Origin of the sequence: Kribbella sp. DT2, from assembly GCF_049844575.1 — a bacterium.
Classification (GTDB): domain Bacteria; phylum Actinomycetota; class Actinomycetes; order Propionibacteriales; family Kribbellaceae; genus Kribbella.
This window is the reverse complement of the sequence record NZ_JBNCLH010000005.1, coordinates 185,699-204,877: the sequence shown is the minus strand read 5'-3', so window position 1 is coordinate 204,877 and position 19,179 is coordinate 185,699. Positions and strand designations below refer to the sequence as shown.

Below are 19,179 nucleotides of genomic sequence, written 5' to 3'. Positions count from 1 at the left end.
TCGGCGGGTCATGGGGCCTTGGTTCCCGGCCTTCCCTCGTCGCTCCGGTCGCTTCGCTCCCTCCACTCCTCAGTCCAGGCCGGGAGGCCCCATGACCTTCTCCGTCACCACCCTGATTTCCGCGGTTCTCGCCGGAGAGCGCGGGCCCGCGCCGTCGACGGTGCCGGTGATCAGCGCGTTCTGGTTGCACAACACGACGCGGCTGCCGGGGGCGGACGTCACGTACAAGAACTACTACGTGCTGCTGCGCGTCGGTGAGGTCTTCGGGGCGTGCGCCTTCGAGGAGGGCGAGCTCGATCCGTCGTGCTGCGCGGACACCTCCGGGCGTTCGCTGGAAGAGTTGCTGACCGATGCGCCGCTGCCGGTGCGGATCGCTGCGTTGGATGCCTACCTGGCGTCGGTCGAGCCGCATCACGCAGCTCTTGGTGCTGAAGAGATCGTCCTGCCGGCCGGTACGCCGGAGGTGCGCGCCCGTTCTCGCGACGCGGCCGTCGCCGGGTTGCTCGATGTCGCGCGTGGTTCGAAGGTCGCGCTGATCGGGGTCGTGAACCCGCTGGTCGACGCGATCACATCACGAGGCGGTCTCTGTTTGCCGTGTGACTTCAACCTGCGCGAGACCGCCTCCGGACTGCCGGTTTCCCGCGACATGACGGAGGTTGTGGACGCCGCCGACGCGGTCGTCGCGACCGGAATGACCTTGAGCAACGGGAGTTTCGACGTCCTGCTCGACCGTTGCCGTGAGCAACGCAAGCCGCTGGCCGTCTATGCTCAGACCGGAAGTGCGGTGGTGCGCGCCTTCCTCGGTTCCGGGGTCACCGCGGTCTCCGCGGAGCCGTTTCCCTTTTCCCAGTTCAGCTCCCGCCCGACGAGCTTGTACCGCTACCACCTCCAGGACGGAGCGTCCCGCACGTGAGCACCGACAGCCGCAACCCAGCTGCGCCCTCATCCACCCTCGACTCGCCGGACGTGCACCACTCACCAACCGATGGTGGCGAGCGGGACCCGCGCTCGGCGCAAGAGGCGGAGCGGGGGTTGGTGAGTGGTGCGAGTCCGCAGGGTCCCGCCGAGGCGGTGCCGGGAGATCTCCAGATGGCGCGGCGGTTGTGGCCGTTTCTGCTGGCCTCGACGGTGAGCCTGATCCCGTTCACGGTGTTCGGGATGTACCTGGTACCGATCGCGGACACCGCGGGCGGCAGCGTGGCGGAGATCGGCGGGCTGCGGGGGCTCGGTGGTCTGGCCGCGCTGGTGGTCGGCTTCGCGCTGGCGCCGCTGATCGACCGGCTGGCGCGTGAGCTGGTCGCCGCGGGTGGGTTGGCGCTGCTCGGGCTGTCCGCGCTGCTCGGTGCCGTGGGCAACGTGTTCGCGCTGGCCGCGTTCTGCCTGCTGATCGGGGCGTCGACCTCGATCCTCGGGCCGTCGATCGGCGCTGCCGCGGCGGACCGGTTCACGTCGCCGGCTGCCGCTGGACGCGCGGCGACGCTCGTCTCGGCGACCACGTCGATGATGGCGATGCTCGCGGCGCCGGTGCTCGCCGTACCGGGCATCGTGTGGGGCTGGCGCGGCAACCTGATCGCCGCCGCGGTGATCTCGCTCGTGCTGTCCGCCGCGTTCTTCTGGCGGGGCTGGGGGCGCAAGGCGCCTCTGCGGGCCGACGGCGCGGCGAGGACGAGCTACCTGGCGACGTACCGGGCGCTCGCACGGATCCCTGGTGCTGTCCCGCTGCTGGCCGTCGCGATGCTGCGGACCGCCGCGTTCATGGGGTACCTGGCGTACCTCGCGGCCTTCTACGACGAGAAGTTCTCGCTCGAGCCCGGCTGGTTCGCGCTGGTCTGGTCGCTGTCCGGGGCGTCGTTCTTCCTCGGCAACCTCTTCGCCGGCCGCTTCCTCGCACTCGACCGCACCTGGCTCAGCCCCGACAGGCTGCTGGTCGCCGGGGTCGTCGTCGCCCTTGTCAGCGTCACCGCGTTCTACTTCTCCCCGACACTGCCGACCACGCTCGTCCTCACCGCCCTGATGGGCGCAAGCCACGCGACGGTCGCAGCCTGCGTCACCACCCTCCTCGTACGCCGCAGCGGCGACCTCCGCGGCTCCGCCCTCAGCGTCAACGCCGCCGGCATGTCCCTCGGCGTCTTCCTCGGCGCCGCCATCGGAGGCTTGGGCCTGGGCCTCGCCGGCTACCCCGGCACGGCCGCAGCCTTCGCCGTGATCACTCTGCTCGCGCTGGTCTTCGCCCTCCGAGTCCGCGCCACCGACGTCTGAGCCGCTGCCCCTTGGTCCCCGCGGCCCCCCGCCCCGGCTCCACCCCACCTCCCCTCGCACCACCGACTTTGAGCACCGGTCAGCCAGAAATTCCGCGGTGGTGCGGCTGGTGGGTGCACAAGGTGGCGCGGGCCGCCGACCACGGTTCGACTTTGTGCACGGGTCAGCCGGAAAGCCGGCGTCGGGGCGGCTGGTGGGTGCACAAAGTGGGGTGGTGGGGACCGGATGTGAGCGAGCGGTCGGGGGGAACCCGGAGGGGGACCCTGGGGTCTTCGGTGCGGACCCTGGATCGGGGGGAATCGCGTTCCGCGGTGGACGGAGTGAGGGATATCGTCGGGTTATGGAGAACCTGCCCGAGCGCCAGAACCCGCACGCGCACCTGCGCGCGTCCGACACCGATCGTGACCAGGTCGTCGAGGTGCTGCGGGACGCGCTGATGAGTGGGCGGCTGTCGCAGGAGGAGCACTCCGAGCGGCTGGAGCAGACGCTGAACGCGCGGACGCTGGGGGAGCTCGAGCCGATCACCGTCGACCTCGCGATCCCGGGGCAGCCGTTCCGGCCGGCCACGGCGGTTCCGGCGCCGGCGACCGGGCGGGTGCCGATCGAGGAACCGGCCAACGGGCAGGACAGCTTCGAGTTCGTGGTCGCGATCTTCGGCGGCAGTGAGCGCAAGGGCCGCTGGCGGGTGAAGCGGCGGACCAACGCGCTGGCGCTGTTCGGGGGGACCGATCTGGACATGACCAACGCGGTGTTCGAGGGCCGTGAGGTGACGGTCTACGCGTTCGCGATCTTCGGCGGGATCGACATCGTCGTGCCGCCGGGCGTCGAGATCCGGAACCAGGGGATCGGCATCATGGGCGGCTACGGGGTGTCCGGCGGGCAGGGCGAGATCGACCCGACCGCGCCGGTCGTCGTACTGAAGGGTCTGGCCTTGTTCGGCGGGGTCGGCGCGAAGGTCTTCAAGCCGAAGAAGAGCAAGCGCAAGGACCAGCTCGAGGACTAGGCTCAGATCCAGGACTTGAACCACATGCGGTTGAGCCAGTCGGGGTGGGGCAGGACCTGGTCGGTCAGGATCGGCCAGATGTAGGCGAAGTTGAGCACGACCAGGACGACGAAGGCGCCGACGACCGCGCTGCCGATCAGGCGCCGGGGCGTCGAGGCCTGGAAGGCGGTCTTGGCCGGGCCGAGGATCTTGCCGAGGACCAGGGCGACCGCCATCACCGTGAACGGGATCATCGTCACGGCGTAGAAGAAGAAGATCGGTCTGGTGTCGAAGAAGAACCAGGGCACCCAGCAGGTCACGTAGCCGACGATCGGGACACCGAAGCGCCAGTCCCGCTGGGCGACCCACAGGACCACGGCCGCGAGCAGAGCCAGGGCGCCGCCCCACCACAGCAGCGGCGTACCGACGGCGGAGATCACCGACAGGCAGTTCGTGCCTTCCTTGGCCTCGCAGCCCTCGGTGCCGGGCTTGATGTCGTTGACCGCGTCGAAGCCGATCGGACGGGCGATGATCGGCCAGCCGGCCGGGTGCGACGAGTACGGGTGGGTGGCGTTCTTGATGTAGTCGCCGGTGTGGAAGGCGAGTACTTCCTGGTGGTAGTGGATCAGTGAGCGGAAGTCGTCGGGCACGACCTTCATCACGCCGGTCGCCGGGTTCTTCGAGGCGTAGTCGTGGTCGTAGGCGTTGTCGTGCAGCAGCCAGCCGGTCCAGGTCGCGGTGTAGGTGACGACCGCGACCAGCACGATGCTGAGGAACGCCGGGATGCCGTCGACCAGCGCGGACCGCCAGAACGCGTGCCGTACGCCGATCGCGCGCCGCGCGCCGAGGTCCCAGGCGAAGACGAGGATGCCGAAGCCGGCGATCACCCAGACCGCCGACCACTTGGTGCCGAGCGCGAGTCCGAAGCAGACGCCGGCCGCGATCCGCCACGGGCGGAGCAGCAGCAGCCGGCCGACGGCACGTCGGCCAGACGCTCGTACTTTGGCGGGACCGGTGCCGTCGTCGAGGGACTCGGCGTGCCGGCGGCGGGTCCAGTCGCGGTCGGCGACCAGGCAGGAGATCGCCGCGATCAGCCAGAACGCCAGGAAGATGTCGAGCAGCGCGACCCGCGACATCACGAAGTGCAGGCCGTCGACGGCGAGCAGCAGGCCGGCGATCGCGCCGACCAGCGTCGAGCGCGTCATCCGCCGTACGGTCCGGATCACCAGCAGCACGGTCAGCGTGCCGAACAGGGCCGGCATGAACCGCCAGCCGAACGTGTTCATCCCGAACAGGTGCTCACCGGCGGCGATCATCCACTTGCCGACCTCGGGGTGCACGGTCAGGCTCGGGGTGTCCTTGAAGACGTCCAGGTTGCCGGCCAGGATCTGCTTGTCGGCGATCCCCTCGGGCTTGTCGATGAACTGCCGGGCGTACCCGAACTTGAGCAGCGAGTACGCGTCCTTGGCGTAGTAGGTCTCGTCGAAGACGAACTTCACCGGGTTGCCCAGGTTCCAGAACCGCAGGATCGCCGCGAACGCCGTGATCGCCAGCGTCGCGATCCAGCCACCCTCGAAGTCCCGCGGCATCGGCGGGTACAGCCGCTGCTTCACCGGCGGCAGCTCACGCCCGAACGCGTCCCGTCCGAGCGTCTCCCGCGCCGGTACGGCACCCGCACCCTGGTCATCGATCACGGCAGTCACGCCCGCCATCGTACGGAGCCCTCGGTCAACCGTCTCCCCACACCGCCGGGGGAGCCGGCCTGTGGATATCCCCACGGCGCCGGTGAGACCTTCTAGACTCGACACATGAGCACGCCACGCGAAGAGCTGCACGCCCTGATCGACTCGCTCTCGGACGGGGCCGCGGCGGAGCTGTTGCCAGAGCTTCGGCTGCTCAAGTTGCAGGCCGAGGCACGCACCGAGCAGCCGCGGGGTTCGGGCACCTGGCCGCCGGCCTGGTTCGGGTCGATCGAGGGCAGTGCTACCGATATCTCCGAGCGCGCTGACGAGATCCTCCGCGCGGAGATGGGCCGCGGCCGGCAGTGATCGTTGTCGATACCGGCCCGTTGGTCGCCGCGGCGATCACGTCGGACAAGAACCACCACCAATGCGTCGAGCTGTTCGCGTCCCTGCGGATGAACAGGGAACGGCTCGTCATCACGCCTTTCGTGGTGACCGAGGTGTGCTATCTACTGGCGCGCCAGGGCGGCGCGAAACCGGAAGGGGCGTTTGTGCGCTCGTTGGTGGCGGGCGATTTCACCGTCGTTCCGTCGACGCTCGACGGACTGGAACGCATCGCCGACCTGATCGGTCAGTATGCCGACCTGCCGCTCGGGATGGTGGACGCTGCTGTGATCACTCTGGCCGAGCAGCTGGGAGTGGATGAGATCGCGACGCTCGACCGCCGGCACTTCACTGTGGTCAGGCCCAGCCACGTCAACGCGTTCACCCTTCTCCCATGACTGGGCGACTGATCTTGGCGGGGACTCCGATCGGGGATCTGGGGGACGCGACGCCTCGGCTGGCTCGGGTGCTGTCGACGGCGGACATTGTCGCCGCGGAGGACACGCGGCGGTTGCGGCGGTTGACCAGTGAGTTGGGGATCGTCGTCGGTGGGCGGGTGACGAGTTTTTTCGAGGGGAACGAGCGGGAGCGGACGCCTGAGCTGGTGGCGGCGCTGGTCGAAGGACAGACCGTGGTCGTGGTGACCGACGCGGGGATGCCGAGCGTGTCGGATCCGGGGTACCGGCTGGTGGCGGCGGCGATCGAGGCTGGGGTGGACGTCACCGCGGTGCCGGGGCCGTCGGCCGTGTTGACGGCGTTGGCGTTGAGTGGGTTGCCGGTGGACCGGTTCAGCTTCGAGGGGTTCCTGCCGCGGAAGGCGGGGGAGCGGGGCAAGGTTCTCCAGGAGCTGGCGGACGAGCGGCGGACGATGGTGTTCTTCGAGGCGCCGCACCGGCTGGCCGTGTCGTTGGTGGCGATGGCCGAGGCGTTCGGGGCCGACCGGCGTACGGCGGTGTGCCGGGAGCTGACGAAGACGTACGAAGAGGTGAAGCGCGGGCCCGTCGGTGAGCTGGCGGCCTGGGCGGCGGACGGCGTGCGCGGGGAGATCACCGTGGTGGTCGCCGGGGTCGACCCGTCGGCGCGCAAGCTGGGGCCGGAGGAGCTGGCCGCGGAGGTGGCCGTCGACGAAGAGGCCGGTACGCCGCGCAAGCAGGCGATCTCCGACGTCGCCAAGCGGTACGGCGTACCGAAGCGGACCGTGTACGACGCCGTACTGGCTGCCCGCCAGCCCCGGTAAAACACGCTGGCCCGGCGCACTACGCTTGAGACATGTCGGAGAAGCCCTACTACGTCACAACGCCGATCTACTACGTGACCGCTGCACCGCACATCGGCAGCGCGTACACGACGGTCGCCGGTGACGTCCTGACCCGCTGGCACGCCCAGCGCGGCGAGCGCAAGTGGTACCTGACCGGTACCGACGAGCACGGCGAGAAGGTGCTGCGCAGCGCCCAGGCCCAGGGCATGTCGCCCCAGGAGTGGACCGACAAGCTGGTCGAGGAGGCCTGGAAGCCGGCCTGGGTCGACGTCGACATCGACTACGACGACTTCATCCGGACCACCGAGCCGCGGCACACCGAGCGGGTCCGCGAGTTCGTCCAGGCGCTGTACGACCAGGGCGACGTCTACAAGGGCGAGTACGAGGGCCTGTACTGCGTGGGTTGCGAGGAGTTCAAGCTCCCGGCCGACATCAGGACCGACGAGGACGGCACCCAGCGGTGCATGATTCACGGCACCGAGCTGGAGACGGTCTCGGAGACCAACTACTTCTTCCGGCTCTCGGCGTACGCCGACCGGCTGCTGGCGCTGTACGAGTCGCAGCCCGACTTCGTCGCGCCCGCGAGTGCCCGCAACGAGGTCGTCTCGTTCGTCAAGCAGGGCCTGCAGGACCTGTCGATCACCCGGTCGACGTTCGACTGGGGCATCCCGGTCCCGTGGGACGAGAAGCACGTCCTGTACGTCTGGGTCGACGCGCTGCTCAACTACGCGACCGCCGCCGGGTACGGCGCGGACCCGGAGCGGTTCGCGGAGCTGTGGCCGGCCGACGTGCACCTGGTCGGCAAGGACATCCTCCGGTTCCACGCGGTGATCTGGCCGGCGATGCTGATCGCCGCCGGGATCCCGGTTCCGAAACAGGTCTTCGCGCACGGCTGGCTGCTGGTCGGCGGCGAGAAGATGAGCAAGTCGAAGCTGACCGCGATCGCGCCGAAGGAGATCACCGACCACTTCGGCTCCGACGCCTTCCGGTACTACTTCCTGCGCACGATCCAGTTCGGCTCGGACGGCTCGTTCTCCTGGGAGCACCTGAACGCGGTCTACACCTCGGAACTGGCCAACGGCCTGGGCAACCTGGCGTCCCGGATCGCGGCGATGGTCGGCAAGTACTTCGACGGCGTCCTGCCCGAGCCGACCGACCACGGTCCGGCCGAGCAGGTGCTGGCCGACAAGCTGGCCGAGACGGTCGCGACCGCGGATAACGCGATCGACACGCTCGCGTTCCAGGACGCGCTGGCCGCGATCAACGACCTGGTCGGCGCGGTCAACGGCTACGTGTCGGAGCAGGAGCCGTGGAAGGTCGCCAAGGACGAGTCCCAGCGGGAGCGGCTGGCGACCATTCTCTACACGTCCGCCGAGGTTTTGCGGGCTGTCGCCGTACTGCACCACCCGACGATGCCGAAGACCGCCGCGAAGCTGTGGACCCTGCTCGGTGCCGAGGCCAAGCTCGGGGCCCTGGGCGACCAGCGCGTGCAGGACGCCGGTACGTGGGGCCAGCTCCCGGCCGGCTCCACGCTGGTCAAGGGCGACGCGCTCTTCCCGCGGCTGACCGAGCCCGACTCTTAGATCTCCTGGGATCGCTGTCCAGTGCACCGCAGGTCAGCGGCGGGGTAGCACGCCCAGGAGGTTTGCGGTCAGGGCCAGTTTCAAGGAGTCCTTCAACTCCAGGTGGAAGCGGGCCAGGTCGGGCTCGGACTGGTAGGCCGCCTGCAGGCTGGGAGGGGGTGTGCTGTACGCCGACAGCGCGCCGGCCATGACCACGGTGTGCAGGCTGAACAGTGTTGCGCTCTCGCCCAGCTCCGGCAGGTACTTCTGGATCAGGGCGGCCATGGTTGTCAGGCGGTCCAGGGAGGTGCGCTTGTAGCGTGCTACGACCTCGGCGGAGACGTTGTGTTCCAGGACGCTGCCCTGTGCGCCGAAGAGGTCGCACAGCACCACTCGGCCGGACAGTGAGCGGCCGAGGATTTCGGCCACCGCTGCCGCTCGCTCGGTCATAGGGAGATTCTGGTCGACGCCGGCGGCCAACTCGCCTGCCAGTTCCGTCAGCCACTCCTGCAGGAAGTGGTCCAGTAGTTCCAGCAGGACCGCCTCGCGGGACTCGAAGTAGCGCAGCACGTTCGGCTTCGCCAGGCCTACCCGGCGGCTGAGCTCGTTCAGGGTGACTGCGGCCACCGGCATCTCCTCGAGCATCGCCGATGCCATGTCGAGGATCGCCCGTCGGCGAATCTCCCGCTGTTCTTCGGTGCGCGCCCGCTGGAAAGTCACGATCACCAGCCTAGCTTAGGTACCTGCGGTACGTTGACAAAGTACCGCAAGAACTTTAAGGTCCTAGTGCAAGATACCTTCGGTACGTTAGCTGTTGGGAGCCTGATATGAGTGAGAAGTGGACGACGGCGAACATTCGGGACCAGCGCGGGCGGGTGGCTGTGGTGACCGGGGCCAACACCGGGCTCGGGTACGAGACCGCCAAGGCGCTCGCCGAACGTGGGGCCTCCGTGGTGCTGGCCGTCCGCAACGTTGAGAAGGGCGAGCAGGCCGCGGCCCGGATGACCGGCGACGTGACCGTGCAGGCGCTGGACCTGACCTCGCTCGACTCCGTCCGGACCGCGGCGGCGGCGCTGCGATCCCGGCTCGACCGGATCGACCTGCTGATCAACAACGCCGGGGTGATGTACACCCCGAAGCAGAGCACCCACGACGGCTTCGAGATGCAGTTCGGCACCAACCACCTCGGCCACTTCGCGCTCACCGGGCTGCTGCTGGACCTGATGCTGCCGGTGCTCGGCTCGCGCGTAGTGACGGTCAGCAGCGTCGGCCACCGCATCCGGGCCGCGATCCATTTCGACGACCTGCAAGGGGAGCGGTCGTACGGCCGGGCCGCCGCCTACGGTCAGTCCAAGCTGGCGAACCTGATGTTCACGTACGAGCTGCAGCGTCGGCTCGCGACGCACGGCACCACGATCGCGGTGGCCGCGCACCCCGGCATTTCCAGTACCGAACTCTCCCGCAACTCCCCCGCGGCCCTCCGGCTTCCGCTCAGCCGGCTCGCGCCGCTGCTCGCCCAGACGCCGGCAATGGGCGCGCTGCCGACCCTGCGCGCCGCCACCGATCCCGCAGTGCTCGGCGGCCAGTACTACGGTCCTGGCGGCCGCAACGAAGCCAAAGGCCACCCCCGGTTGGTCACCTCCAGTCCGGAGTCGTACGAGCTCGCCGTCCAGCAGCGACTGTGGGCCGTCTCCGAAGACCTCACCGGGGTGAAGTTTCCCGTCGTTCAGGCTGAGCAGAGCTCGTTTCCTCCGGATCATGGAGGTCACGCCTGACGCCGGCCCAGCGGTGATGGAGCCGTAACGAGCGGAGGTGGAATATTCAGTGGCGGGGGGCGTTGGAATGTCAACGGAGTCAGTTGATGTATCAACTCATGGAGGATGTATGCGGGCGGTCGTGTTCGAAGAGTTCGGTGGTCCTGAGGTTTTGGGGGTGCGGGAGATCGACGCGCCGCAGGCCGGAGCGGGGCAGGTGCGGATCGCGGTCAAGGCGGCCGGGGTGAACCCGATGGACTACAAGGTGCGGCGTGGGTGGTTCGAGGCGATGATGCCGACCACGTTCCCGGCGGTTCCGGGGGTCGAGGTCGTGGGGATCGTGGACGAGGTCGGCGAGGGTGCCGAGTTCGCGGTCGGTGACGAGGTCGTTGGGTGGACGGTCAGCGGTGGGTACGCCGAGCACGCGCTGCTCGGGAACGCCGTACGGAAGCCGGCTGGGGTGTCGTGGGAGCAGGCTGTCGCCGTACCGGTTGCTGGTGAGACGGCGCAGCGGGTGCTCGACCTGCTGAAGGTGAAGTCGGGAGAGACGCTGCTGCTCCACGGTGCGGCCGGCGCCGTTGGTGCTGTCGCGGTGCAGCTGGCGGTCGTGGCGGGCGTGACAGTTGTCGGTACGGCGTCCGAGGCGAACCATGAATACCTGCGCTCGCTCGGTGCCACGCCGGTCGCGTACGGCGACGGCCTGGTCGACCGGGTCCGCGCGGTGGCGCCGGTGATCGACGCGGTGTTCGATGCTGCCGGCCAGGGCGGGCTGAAGGAGTCGATCGAGCTGCGCGGTGGCCCGGAGCGGATCGTCACCATCGCCGACATGAGTGCTGGTGAACTCGGGATCGAGGTGTCGCCCGGTGGAACCGCGCCGGAGATCGTCAAGGGCTGGCTCGCCGACCAACTCCAGCTCGCGGCCGACGGCAAGCTGAAGCTGCGGATCGCCGAGACTTTCCCGTTGACCGACGCCGATGCCGCCAAGGCGCAGGAGATCTCGGAATCCGGCCACGCCAAAGGCAAGCTCGTCCTCGTTCCCTGATCGGCAAGCTGGCCCGGCCAGCCGGGGCGTGGGTTGGTGAGGCCTGGGCTGGTCAGGGCCGGGCTGGTCAGAGTTGAGGCGGACCGGGTCCGTCAGGGCTGGGCTGGGCCGGGCTGGTCAGGACCGAGCGACTCGACCGGTCGCTGACTTCTCGGGCACCTGGGAGTGGGTGAGGGTGAGGACCGTGGTGCTCGGTCCGCTTTGGCCTGGCCGTAGCTTTGATCTCTCCCGTGGTGGTTTGGATGGCGGGAGAGATCGATACCGGGCGAGCGTGCGCGGCGGGCCGCAGCGTTCGCGCGAGCATGCCCGGTTGGGTCCGAGCAGGCTTGGTCCAGCCTGGCCGTCCAGGCGCATCGTCAATCGGGGTGAGGCTCGGGCATCGCCTGCGAGGCCTGACCACTCGATTGCCAGGCCCTCGACGGTACGGCGAGCAACTTGGTGCTTCGCCGTGGGCACGGCTGCAGAGCCGGCGTCCTGGGGCCGCGACGATGCTCGTCGGTGTGGGTGTGGTGGTCAGGCGGCGGCGGTGGGCGGGTCCTTGGAGGATCTCGGTGTCGGGGTGGCCCAGGCCGGTGTGCTGACCTGAGGGCGGCCGTCCTGGACGGTAAGCGTCCGGTGGCCGTTGTGGACGCCGTGGTGGTGGGCCTTGCACAGCAACGCCAGGTTGGTGATCTCGGTGGGTCCGCCGTTGACCCAGTGGATGATGTGGTGGGCCTCGCACATCCCGACCGGCGCCGCACACACCACACAACCCCGGTCGCGGGCAATCAGCGCCTGCCGGATCGGGCGGGTCACGAACCGGTGCTCGCTACCAACATCCAACGGCTCAGAATTCGACCCGAGAACGAGCGGGATGACGCCCGCGTCGCAGGCCAGCAGCCGCACAGCGCTCGCGGACAGCGTCGCGCCGGAGGCGAGAGTTCCGGTTCCGGTGCCGGATTGCAGGTCCGCGAGGTCGATGGTCACCGTGACGTGCGGCTTGATATCGCCGTGCGCAGGTGCCGCAGCGCCGGTCGCGGCAGCCGCTTGCAGAACTGCGGTCAGCGCATCTGCCCGGCGCTTCCCACTAGTACGCGGATCACGCGCGCCGTCAGAAGTCAGATGTGGTTTCGCGCCGGCGAAGATCAGCGTCTGTAACAACTCTGCGTGGGCGCCGGCGAGGTAGCCCTTGAACGTGACGCCGTGATCGTCGGGCATCAGGGCCAGGGTTTCCGCGGCCAGGGCCCGGTCTTCGGCGGGCTCGGGCCCGTCGGTGTCCAGGGTGTCGCGGACTTTCTTGCCGAGCTTGCGCAGATCACCCGGCGGCAGGACTGCGGCGGCCTTCACCAACTGCTGCTCAGCGACACGCAGCGTCTCGACGGGGACCATCGCACTCGACGGGACCCCTTCCAGGGTCGAGACGATCACTTCGGCCTGTGCCGGATGCAGCGCGGCGATCTCCGAGGAGGCCGGGTCGGTGGGAGCGAGGGCTGCTTGGACGTCGGGGTACTTCGACAGCGCCGTCGCCAGCTTCAGGTCACGCCGTACCGCGGCAGGGTCGAGGCGGTGCCGCACAGCGATCAGCTCGACGGTGTCGCGGGCACCGATCTCGGCGGCATACCCGTTGGCCTCCAAGGCGGCCAGCATCTCCAGGCGCTGAGTCTGGATACGGTTGATGCCGGCCTGGAACTCGTCCATGGCGCACAGCATGTCGCTGCCGCTCATCGACCAGCTCGGTCGCACCTCGCCCTGTTCCATGACAACCATGATGCACCACGCCACCGACAGTTCCCGGCCCCGGAACCCCTTATCCACAAGGAGAACAAGTCACATCGCAGGACCCGGCAAACCAGGGCATCCTGTCCTGTGACTCGTCAGCCCGCGACCACTAGCCCGGGACGAACCGCGACGGCGTCGGCACGTCGTCCAACCACGGGCCAGGGTCGGGAAGTCCGCCACTCCGGGTGGCTCTCGTCCGCCTCCGCCCGCATCATCCCCGGGCCGGTAGCCGGCGCGAGGACCACCTCGACATCGCCGGAGCTGCTGACCTCGTACACGCTCCGGTGACAAACCCCGTCGCCACTGCCGGTGGGCCGGATCTACAGTCGGGCCATGACCCACATCCTGGCCGCGGTGGCGTGGCCCTATGCGAACGGGCCCCGGCACATCGGGCACGTCTCCGGTTTCGGTGTCCCTTCGGACGTGTTCGGCCGGTACCAGCGGATGATGGGTCACGACGTGCTGATGGTGTCGGGGACCGACGAGCACGGAACGCCGATCCTGGTGCAGGCCGAGCGCGAAGGGGTCAGCCCGCGCGATCTCGCCGACCGGTACAACCGGGTGATCGTCGAGGACCTGCAGGGCCTCGGCCTGTCGTACGACCTGTTCACCCGGACCACCACCCGCAACCACTACGCCGTCGCCCAGGAACTGTTCAGAACCGTTCACCGCAACGGATTTCTCGTCCCCCGGACGGCGATGGGCGCGATCTCGCCGTCCACCGGCCGCACCCTCCCGGACCGCTACATCGAGGGCACCTGCCCGATCTGCGCGTACGACGGCGCCCGCGGCGACCAGTGCGACAACTGCGGCAACCAGCTCGACGCGATCGACCTGCGCAACCCGCACAGCCGGATCAACGGCGAGACCCCGGAGTTCGTCGAGACCGAGCACTTCTTCCTCGACCTCCCGGCGCTGGCCGACCAGCTCGGCTCCTGGCTGCAGACCCGCTCGCACTGGCGCCCGAACGTGCTCAAGTTCGCCACGAACCTGCTCGACGACGTCCGCCCGCGCGCGATGACGCGCGACATCGACTGGGGCATCCCGGTCCCGCTGCCCGGCTGGGAGAACAAGCGCCTGTACGTCTGGTTCGACGCCGTCATCGGCTACCTCTCGGCGAGCATCGAATGGGCCCGCCGCTCCGGCGACGACGACGCCTGGCGGGCCTGGTGGTGCGACCCGGACGCCCGCTCGTACTACTTCATGGGCAAGGACAACATCACCTTCCACGCCCAGATCTGGCCCGCCGAGCTGCTCGCCAGCAACAGCGCCCCCGGCCCGTACGGCGTACTGAACCTCCCGACCGAGGTGGTCAGCTCCGAGTTCCTCACCATGGAGGGCCGCAAGTTCTCTTCGTCCCGGTCAGTGGTGATCTACGTCCGCGACGTCCTGGAGCGGTACGGCGCCGACGCGCTGCGCTACTTCATCGCGGCGGCCGGGCCTGAGACGCAGGACACCGACTTCACCTGGGCCGAGTTCGTTCGCCGTAACAACGACGAACTGGTCGGCACCTGGGGCAACCTGGTGAACCGGACCGCGTCGATGATCGCCAAGAACTTCGGCGCGATCCCCGCGGCCGGTGAGCTGACCACCGCCGATCACGAGCTGCTCGCGCGCAGCCGGGCGGCGTACGGCGTGGTCGGCGATCACCTGGAGCACCAGCGGCTGCGCCAGGGCATCGGCGCCGCGATGCGGGTCGCCGCGGACGCGAATCAGTACCTGTCCCAGCAGGCGCCCTGGAAGGAGTCCGACCCGGAGCGGAAGGGCACGATCCTGCACGTCGCCGCGCAAGTGGTCAGCGACACCAACCGGCTGCTCGCGCCGTTCCTGCCGCACGCCGCCCAGCAGGTGCACGAGACGCTCGGCGGGACCGGCGCGATCACCGACCGCCCGGAGATCCGTGAGGTCGCCGACCTGGACGGCGGCCCGGCGTACCCGGTGATCACTGGCGACTACTCCCGTACGACGCCGTGGGCGCCGCAGGCCGTCGTACCGGGGACCGCGGTGCCGCCGCCGCGCCCGGTCTTCGCGAAGCTGGCGCCGTCCGTGGTCGACGAGGAGCTGGCCCGGCTGGAGTGACGCTTTTCTCCAAGACCCGGCATGGGTACCGGCCTACGGTCGGGGAAACAGAGGAGTTGAGACTGATGGCCGGATACGTGGCCACTGCACGGGTGGAGATCGAGGCGTCGGCCGAGCGGGTCTGGGAGGTGCTGCTGGACCCGGTGGCGACCAAGGAGTTCATGTTCGGCGCCGATCTGGACACCGACTGGAAGGTCGGGAGCCCGATCATCTGGGCCGGCGAGTACGAGGGCAAGGCCTACCAGGACAAGGGTGAGGTGCTGGAGGTCGAGCCGCGCCGGCTGCTGAAGGTGACGCACTACAGCCCGCTCGGCGGGCAGCCCGACGTACCGGAGAACTACCACACGCTCACGTACGAGCTGAGCGGTGACAGCCCGACGTCGTTGTCGCTCAGCCAGGACAACAACGCGTCCGAGGAGGAGGCCGAGCACTCGCGCGGCATGTGGGAGATGCTCGTCCAGGGCGTGAAGAAGGTTGCCGAGTCAGGCTGATCTCCCTCCGGTCGCGCCGTAGCGGCGGACGGGCCGCCGTTGGCTAAGCTGCGGGGACTTGTTGTCAGGTGGGAGAAGCAGAACCTCTGATGTCCCTGCGTGTGCTTCGGCCCGCCCTGTGGTTCGCCCTGCCGGTCGTCACGGTCGTGACGATGGCAGGCGTCGGGGACCCGGTCACGGAGACCATCAGGTACCTCATCACCTGGCTGCTGACCGTGCTCGTGCCCGGCGTACTGATCTGGCGGGCGCTGGCCGGTGGGCGGTCCGTGCCGCAGGACCTCGGGTTCGGTGCGGTGCTCGGCATCAGCTGGCAGCTGGTCATCTGGGTCGCCTGCACCGGGCTGGGAGTGCCCAACCTGCAGTGGGTGCCTGCGCTCGGGTTCTACGCCGTCTTCTTCGCGATCCCTGCGCTGCGGCGACGCGTGACCTGGCAGCCGGGGCCGGGGTGGTGGCAGCCGGTGATGGCGGTGCTGCTGCTGTTCGCCGTACTGCGGACTGTCGTCGGCCTGCTCAGGGCCTGGCCGCTGCCGCCTGTGGCCTTCGACCGGCACCAGGACGTCTGGTACCAGCTCGGTCTGGTTCAGATGCTCAAGCACGACATCACTCCGCCCGACCCGTCGGTGCTGGGCGAGCCGCTGATCTACCACTGGTTCGCCAATGCCTCGATCGCCGGTCAGTCGATGATGGCGAACGTCGAACCGTCGCACCTGCTCATGCACCAGTGGCAGATCACCTTCGTGATCAGTCTGGTCCTGGCGGGCTGGGCCGCGGGCGAGGCGCTCAGCGGCAAGACCTGGGTGGGCGCTGTGGCCGGCCTGCTGACCGGTGTGTTCCCGGCGACGCTCCAGCTCGCCGCCCGGCCGATCGTCGAGGCCTCACCCGCTCAGGTGGTCCAGGGGCCTACCGGTGCGCTCGCTGCCCTGGTGATGCTGGGCATGGTCGGGCCGGTCGTACAGATCCTGCGCAAGCAGACCACGCGCGGCACCTGGCCGGCGATGATCCTGATGATCGGCCTGGCGACCGGTACGAAGCCGACCCTGCTGCCGATCCTGCTGGTCGGCTCTGTGGTCGTCGGCGTCTACAGCTGGGTCAGGGAGCGCAGGCTGCCGTGGAGGATCGTCGTACTGGGTGTGCTGGCCAGTGGGTTCTTCCTGGCCGCCACCTACACCCTGACCGGCAGCACCGGTGGCAGCCGGGTGCAGCTCCTCGCTGCGCTGCGGTCCCAGCCCTACTACGCCGCGGTCTCCGGTGACGAGTCATTCCCGGCGACAGGCGGCTGGGTACTCCCGTCGATCGCTACTGGCGAGCCACGGCTCCTCCTGTTCGCGGGAACCCTCTTGGCCTACTACCTGCTCATCAACGCAGCCCGCCTGCTCGCCCTGCTCGGTACGACGACCAGCCCGTCGCGCCGCGATTCGGCGTACTGGTGGCTGGCGGGCTGTGTCGCGGCTGGGACCGGCATCACACTGGTGTTCTCCCACACGGGCTACTCGGAGTACCACTTCGTCCGGACCGTCACCGCGCTCGGTGTGGTCGGCACGGTCGCTGTGGCGTCCACGCTGGTGGACGAAACGACCCGCTGGCGTCCGGTGCTGGTCGCTGCGGTTGCCGGCTTCCTGACGGCTCTGTTGATTCGCCTGCTGTGGTTCCCCATCACGGAGGCGCCGACGACGGTCGGCCGGACGATCGTCGCGCTGGTCGTACCGTTCCAGGTGCTCGCCGTGGTCGGCCTGCTCGTAGTCTTCCTGACCAGACGGCGGTCCAGGTCGCTGGTGCTCCTGCAGGTGATCGCACTGGTCCTCGCAGCCGGTCTGCCGAACCAGGTCGCGGTCTTCTCCAGCAACGTGGTTCGCTGGACCTCCGACCGTCCGGTGCTCGCCGACCAGAACGACCGCACCTACCTGACCGAGAACGAGCAGCAGGCGATGCTCTGGCTCGCGGAGAACGCCGAGCCCGGTGATGTGGCCGTCAGCAACGTCTTCTGCATGCCGCCGCGCTTCCACACCTACTGCGACGACGACGCGTTCTGGACCTCCGGCCTGAGCGGCGTCCAGCAGTACCTGGGCGGCTGGGCCTACGCCCCGAAGAACCTCGAGGCGACCCAGAACCGGACCAGCTTCCTGACCCAGCCGTCGCCCTGGCCGGACCGCCTCCAGCAGAGCCTGGACGCCGTACGCCGGCCGACGCCGGCCCTGCTCACCCAGCTGCACCAGCAGATCGGCGTCGACTGGATCATCGCCGACCTGCGCGCCGGCCCGGTCTCCCCGGCCCTGGACCGCCTGGCCGAACGGGCCTACGCCAACTCCGACGTACGGATTTATCGGCTGCGGTAAGTAGGCTGGGGTGCATGTCTGAGGGTGTGGAGGTCGAGCGGCCGACCAGGGAACGTGCGGCGATCGGGGAGGACGGGCGGTCGCGGGACCGCAGTCGTCCGGCGTTGCCGGACCAGTTGCCGATGGCCGTGGTGGACGCGCACTGCCACCTGGACATCGCCGACGGAGAGAACGGGAACTGGTTGTCGGCGGCGGAGGCGATCAAGCTGGCCGCGTCGGTCGGCGTGACCCGGATCGTCCAGGTGGGCTGCGATCTGCCGGGCGCCGCGTGGGCCGTCGAGGCCGCGGAGAAACACCCGAACCTGATCGCGGGCGTCGCCCTGCACCCGAACGAAGCGCCGAAGCTGAAGCAGGCCGGCGAGCTGGACAGCGCGCTGGCCGAGATCGAGCGGCTGGCGTCGAGCTCGGCCAAGGTCCGCGTGATCGGCGAGACCGGGCTGGACTACTTCCGGACCGGTGAGGACGGGCGCGCGGCGCAGCACGAGTCGTTCGCCGCGCACATCGAGCTGGCCAAGCGGCTCGGCAAGACGCTGATGATCCACGACCGGGACGCGCACGACGACATCCTCGCAATCCTCGACAGGGAAGGCGTTCCGGACCGGTTGGTGATGCACTGCTTCTCCGGCGACACCGAGTTCGCGCGCAAGTGCGTCGAGCGCGGGGCGTTCCTGAGCTTCGCCGGCGTGGTGACGTTCAAGAACGCGCAGTCGTTACGGGACGCGCTCGCGGTGACGCCTTTGGACCGGGTGCTGGTCGAGACCGACGCGCCGTACCTGACGCCCTCGCCGTACCGGGGACAGCCGAACGCGTCGTACCTGATCCCGCACACCGTCCGGAAGATGGCCGGCGTGCTGAACATCTCGGTGGCCGAGCTGTGCGGCGCACTGACCGACAACGCGTTCCGCGCGTTCGGTGGCCGCTGGTAGTGGAGTTCTCCGAGGTCGTCCGGCGGCGCCGGATGGTGCGCGACTACGACCCTGCTCGGCCGGTGCCGCCCGAGGTGCGGGAACGGATCCTGGAGAACGGGCTGCGTGGGCCGTCGGCGGGGTTCAGCCAGGGGTGGGCGTTTCTGGTGCTGGAAGGTGCCGATCGCGACCGGTACTGGGCGATCACGGCCGCCGATGTCGACGAGAAGTATGTGCGATGGGTCACAGGGCTGCGCCGCGCTCCGCTGCTGGTCCTGGCCTTCGCCGACAAGGCCGCGTACCTCGATCGGTACGCCGAGGCCGACAAGGGCCGGGCCGACCGCGACGAGTCGCGCTGGGCGGCGCCGTACTGGTTCGTGGACACCGGGATGGCGTCGCTGCTGATGCTGCAGACGGTGGTCGACGAGGGGCTGGGAGCGTGTTTTTTCGGCGTACCGGGCGCTCTGCTGCCGGCGGTGAAGGCCGAGTTCGGCGTACCGGAGGATCAGCTGTTCGTCGGGGTGATCTCGATCGGTTACCCGGCACCGGATCGGCGGTCGCCCTCGCTGCGTCGGGGGCGTCGGAGCACGGCTGAGGTGGTCCATCGTGGCCAGTGGGGTCGACACGCCGGGTAGTCGGCCCGTTACACCCATTTCGGTACGCGGGGGGAGAGGATTGGCGCTCTCGGGA

The 19,179-nt window shown here is 69.1% G+C and carries 17 protein-coding genes; 14 read left to right on the top strand and 3 right to left on the bottom strand.

The genetic code is table 11. The annotated features are described in order from the left end of the window. Positions 1-91 precede the first annotated feature (91 nt). The 3 genes from ACLQ2O_RS22430 (at position 92) to ACLQ2O_RS22420 (ending at position 3,262) form a co-directional block, all read left to right on the top strand. The gene (locus tag ACLQ2O_RS22430; protein WP_425834440.1) at positions 92-913 is read left to right on the top strand and encodes a Rossmann-like domain-containing protein; all 822 of its coding nucleotides are present in this window, start codon (positions 92-94) and stop codon (positions 911-913) included. Beyond that, complete coding sequence (locus ACLQ2O_RS22425) at positions 910-2,259, top strand: MFS transporter (RefSeq protein WP_425834438.1); 1,350 nt, start codon at positions 910-912, stop codon at positions 2,257-2,259. The genes ACLQ2O_RS22430 and ACLQ2O_RS22425 overlap by 4 nt, the downstream gene beginning before the upstream one ends. A gap of 340 nt (positions 2,260-2,599) precedes the next feature. After that, on the top strand, positions 2,600-3,262 hold the full coding sequence (locus ACLQ2O_RS22420) for a DUF1707 SHOCT-like domain-containing protein (RefSeq protein WP_425834436.1): 663 nt from the start codon (positions 2,600-2,602) through the stop codon (positions 3,260-3,262). A 2-nt stretch (positions 3,263-3,264) separates the two neighbouring features. On the opposite strand, the gene ACLQ2O_RS22415 is transcribed toward ACLQ2O_RS22420, so the two are convergent. Further along, complete coding sequence (locus ACLQ2O_RS22415; RefSeq protein ID WP_425834434.1) at positions 3,265-4,953, bottom strand: dolichyl-phosphate-mannose--protein mannosyltransferase; 1,689 nt, start codon at positions 4,951-4,953, stop codon at positions 3,265-3,267. A gap of 96 nt (positions 4,954-5,049) precedes the next feature. Here ACLQ2O_RS22415 and ACLQ2O_RS22410 point away from each other — a divergent pair, with 96 nt between their 5' ends. The 4 genes from ACLQ2O_RS22410 to metG (ACLQ2O_RS22395) are packed head-to-tail and all read left to right on the top strand — an operon-like array spanning position 5,050 to position 8,148. After that, positions 5,050-5,289 carry a hypothetical protein gene (locus tag ACLQ2O_RS22410; protein ID WP_425834432.1) on the top strand — a complete coding sequence of 80 codons (240 nt, stop codon included), beginning with the start codon at positions 5,050-5,052 and terminating at the stop codon, positions 5,287-5,289. After that, positions 5,286-5,705, top strand: a complete 420-nt coding sequence (locus ACLQ2O_RS22405) for a type II toxin-antitoxin system VapC family toxin (RefSeq protein WP_425834430.1) — start codon at positions 5,286-5,288, stop codon at positions 5,703-5,705. The genes ACLQ2O_RS22410 and ACLQ2O_RS22405 overlap by 4 nt, the downstream gene beginning before the upstream one ends. Continuing rightward, on the top strand, positions 5,702-6,544 hold the full coding sequence (rsmI, locus tag ACLQ2O_RS22400; protein ID WP_425834428.1) for a 16S rRNA (cytidine(1402)-2'-O)-methyltransferase: 843 nt from the start codon (positions 5,702-5,704) through the stop codon (positions 6,542-6,544). The genes ACLQ2O_RS22405 and rsmI overlap by 4 nt, the downstream gene beginning before the upstream one ends. A gap of 32 nt (positions 6,545-6,576) precedes the next feature. Continuing rightward, positions 6,577-8,148, top strand: coding sequence for a methionine--tRNA ligase (gene metG / locus ACLQ2O_RS22395; RefSeq protein WP_425834426.1), 1,572 nt, complete (start codon positions 6,577-6,579; stop codon positions 8,146-8,148). 33 nt (positions 8,149-8,181) lie between these two features. Here the strand turns inward: metG (ACLQ2O_RS22395) and ACLQ2O_RS22390 are convergent, their stop codons facing one another. Continuing rightward, entirely contained in the window at positions 8,182-8,853 is a 672-nt protein-coding gene (locus tag ACLQ2O_RS22390) for a TetR/AcrR family transcriptional regulator (RefSeq protein WP_425834424.1), read from the bottom strand. 101 nt (positions 8,854-8,954) lie between these two features. Between ACLQ2O_RS22390 and ACLQ2O_RS22385 the strand changes: the two genes are divergently transcribed. Beyond that, positions 8,955-9,902: an SDR family NAD(P)-dependent oxidoreductase gene (locus ACLQ2O_RS22385; protein WP_425834422.1), complete on the top strand. Its 948-nt coding sequence runs from the start codon at positions 8,955-8,957 to the stop codon at positions 9,900-9,902. 109 nt (positions 9,903-10,011) lie between these two features. Further along, entirely contained in the window at positions 10,012-10,923 is a 912-nt protein-coding gene (locus ACLQ2O_RS22380; protein ID WP_425834420.1) for an NADP-dependent oxidoreductase, read from the top strand. Positions 10,924-11,436: 513 nt separating this feature from the next. Here the strand turns inward: ACLQ2O_RS22380 and ACLQ2O_RS22375 are convergent. Continuing rightward, on the bottom strand, positions 11,437-12,660 hold the full coding sequence (locus ACLQ2O_RS22375; protein WP_425834418.1) for a DUF222 domain-containing protein: 1,224 nt from the start codon (positions 12,658-12,660) through the stop codon (positions 11,437-11,439). Positions 12,661-13,014: 354 nt separating this feature from the next. On the opposite strand from ACLQ2O_RS22375, the gene metG (ACLQ2O_RS22370) reads away from it, so the two are divergent. The 5 genes from metG (ACLQ2O_RS22370) (at position 13,015) to ACLQ2O_RS22350 (ending at position 19,124) form a co-directional block, all read left to right on the top strand. Next, a complete protein-coding gene (gene metG, locus ACLQ2O_RS22370) occupies positions 13,015-14,760 on the top strand; it encodes a methionine--tRNA ligase (protein WP_425834416.1) in 1,746 nt (581 codons plus the stop codon). A gap of 65 nt (positions 14,761-14,825) precedes the next feature. Beyond that, complete coding sequence (locus ACLQ2O_RS22365; RefSeq protein WP_425834414.1) at positions 14,826-15,251, top strand: SRPBCC domain-containing protein; 426 nt, start codon at positions 14,826-14,828, stop codon at positions 15,249-15,251. Positions 15,252-15,340: 89 nt separating this feature from the next. Next, positions 15,341-17,584 (top strand): hypothetical protein, encoded by a 2,244-nt coding sequence (locus ACLQ2O_RS22360; protein WP_425834412.1) that lies wholly within the window; start codon positions 15,341-15,343, stop codon positions 17,582-17,584. Between the two features lie 14 nt (positions 17,585-17,598). After that, positions 17,599-18,510, top strand: coding sequence for a TatD family hydrolase (locus tag ACLQ2O_RS22355; RefSeq protein ID WP_425834410.1), 912 nt, complete (start codon positions 17,599-17,601; stop codon positions 18,508-18,510). After that, the gene (locus ACLQ2O_RS22350) at positions 18,510-19,124 is read left to right on the top strand and encodes a nitroreductase family protein (RefSeq protein ID WP_425834408.1); all 615 of its coding nucleotides are present in this window, start codon (positions 18,510-18,512) and stop codon (positions 19,122-19,124) included. Before ACLQ2O_RS22355 ends, ACLQ2O_RS22350 begins: the two co-directional genes overlap by 1 nt. The last annotated feature ends 55 nt before the right edge of the window (positions 19,125-19,179 follow it).

Coding starts and splice junctions, on each gene's coding strand:
- ACLQ2O_RS22415 (WP_425834434.1), bottom strand. CDS start 4,953: ATGGCGGGCGTGACTGCCGTGATCGATGACCAGGGTGCGGGTGCCGTA.
- ACLQ2O_RS22385 (WP_425834422.1), top strand. CDS start 8,955: ATGAGTGAGAAGTGGACGACGGCGAACATTCGGGACCAGCGCGGGCGG.
- ACLQ2O_RS22355 (WP_425834410.1), top strand. CDS start 17,599: ATGTCTGAGGGTGTGGAGGTCGAGCGGCCGACCAGGGAACGTGCGGCG.
- metG (WP_425834416.1), top strand. CDS start 13,015: ATGACCCACATCCTGGCCGCGGTGGCGTGGCCCTATGCGAACGGGCCC.
- rsmI (WP_425834428.1), top strand. CDS start 5,702: ATGACTGGGCGACTGATCTTGGCGGGGACTCCGATCGGGGATCTGGGG.
- ACLQ2O_RS22420 (WP_425834436.1), top strand. CDS start 2,600: ATGGAGAACCTGCCCGAGCGCCAGAACCCGCACGCGCACCTGCGCGCG.
- ACLQ2O_RS22375 (WP_425834418.1), bottom strand. CDS start 12,660: ATGGAACAGGGCGAGGTGCGACCGAGCTGGTCGATGAGCGGCAGCGAC.
- ACLQ2O_RS22430 (WP_425834440.1), top strand. CDS start 92: ATGACCTTCTCCGTCACCACCCTGATTTCCGCGGTTCTCGCCGGAGAG.
- ACLQ2O_RS22365 (WP_425834414.1), top strand. CDS start 14,826: ATGGCCGGATACGTGGCCACTGCACGGGTGGAGATCGAGGCGTCGGCC.
- ACLQ2O_RS22410 (WP_425834432.1), top strand. CDS start 5,050: ATGAGCACGCCACGCGAAGAGCTGCACGCCCTGATCGACTCGCTCTCG.
- ACLQ2O_RS22380 (WP_425834420.1), top strand. CDS start 10,012: ATGCGGGCGGTCGTGTTCGAAGAGTTCGGTGGTCCTGAGGTTTTGGGG.
- metG (WP_425834426.1), top strand. CDS start 6,577: ATGTCGGAGAAGCCCTACTACGTCACAACGCCGATCTACTACGTGACC.
- ACLQ2O_RS22360 (WP_425834412.1), top strand. CDS start 15,341: ATGTCCCTGCGTGTGCTTCGGCCCGCCCTGTGGTTCGCCCTGCCGGTC.